The sequence below is a fragment of the Acidovorax sp. NPDC077693 genome (assembly GCF_044542805.1).
GTDB lineage: Bacteria > Pseudomonadota > Gammaproteobacteria > Burkholderiales > Burkholderiaceae_C > Acidovorax.
Map to the genome: position 1 here is coordinate 1 of NZ_JBITVD010000042.1, position 1,077 is coordinate 1,077.

The window sequence follows — 1,077 nt, forward strand, 5'->3', positions numbered from 1 at the left end:
TGTCGTATCCCGGACGATCATATGGCCGCTTGAGAAACAGATCCGGGCGCTCCTGGTACCACTCTTTCATGGCCTGCATGGGCGTCTTGCTGCCCAGCGCGGACTGCGGCAATTGGTGGTTGTACAGAGCCACATAGCGCTGCAAGGTCTGCTGCATGTCCTCGCGACTGTTGAAGCGGTGGGTCTTGAGCACGTCTGCGATGCGGCCATTGAAGCGCTCCACCATGCCATTGGTTTTGGGCGTCCTGGGCCTTGTCAGCCGGTGCTCGATGTCCAGCTCCTGGCACAGCTGGTCGAACTCGTGCTGGCCACTGGGTTCGCGCTCCTTGCTGGCGAACAGGCGGTCCGTGAACTCCTTGCCGTTGTCGGTCAGCAGCTTGTTGATCTTGATCGGACAGGCCTTGTGCAGTGCGTTCAGAAAGGCCTTGGCACTGGCCGCTGTCTTGTGGGTCTTGAACTGCACGAACACCCACCGCGTGGCCCGGTCGATGGCCACGAACAGGTAGCGCCGGCTGCTCTCGTCCTGCATCTGGGGCAGGTACTTCACGTCCATATGCACATAGCCCGGCTCGTAGCTCTTGAAGGCCTTATGGACTACCGCCGGCTCGCGGGGCTTGAGGTCGTTGAGGTTGCCCGCTCCATGGCGGCGCAGGCACCGGTCCAGGCCCGAGCGCGAGACATGGACGCAAATGAACTCGCGCGTGACCGCCAGCAGGTCATCGAGCGGCAGCAGCAGGGTTCGCCTCAGATGCACCACCACCGTCTCTTGCGCGGGCGTGAGCACCGTCTGCAGATGATGGGCCGTGTGCGAACGGTCCCCGAAGACCTCGCGCTTCTTCCACTTGTAGACCGTCTGCTCGGAAATGCCAAAGCGCTGGGCCAGGACGCTGGCCGTCTCATGGCTGGCCGCGATCTCGGCACGCACGGCAGGCGTGGTGCGGGCGTTCTTGTGCAGGGCTATCAACATGGCTTCGCTCCCCGGGTGGATGGCAAGGACTCTATCAACTCTTGCAAAACCGAGCGGGCCATGAAGAGTGGGTAGCGTTTTGGATCTATGCAATCATCCGGGATGCGACA

At 62.0% G+C, this 1,077-nt stretch carries 1 protein-coding gene; it reads right to left on the reverse strand.

The genetic code is table 11. The features are described 5' to 3' along the window. Positions 1-967 (reverse strand): IS481 family transposase (locus tag ACIGHN_RS28020; protein WP_396507588.1); only part of this gene is annotated, 967 nt, incomplete at its 3' end. Between the last annotated feature and the right edge of the window lie 110 nt (positions 968-1,077).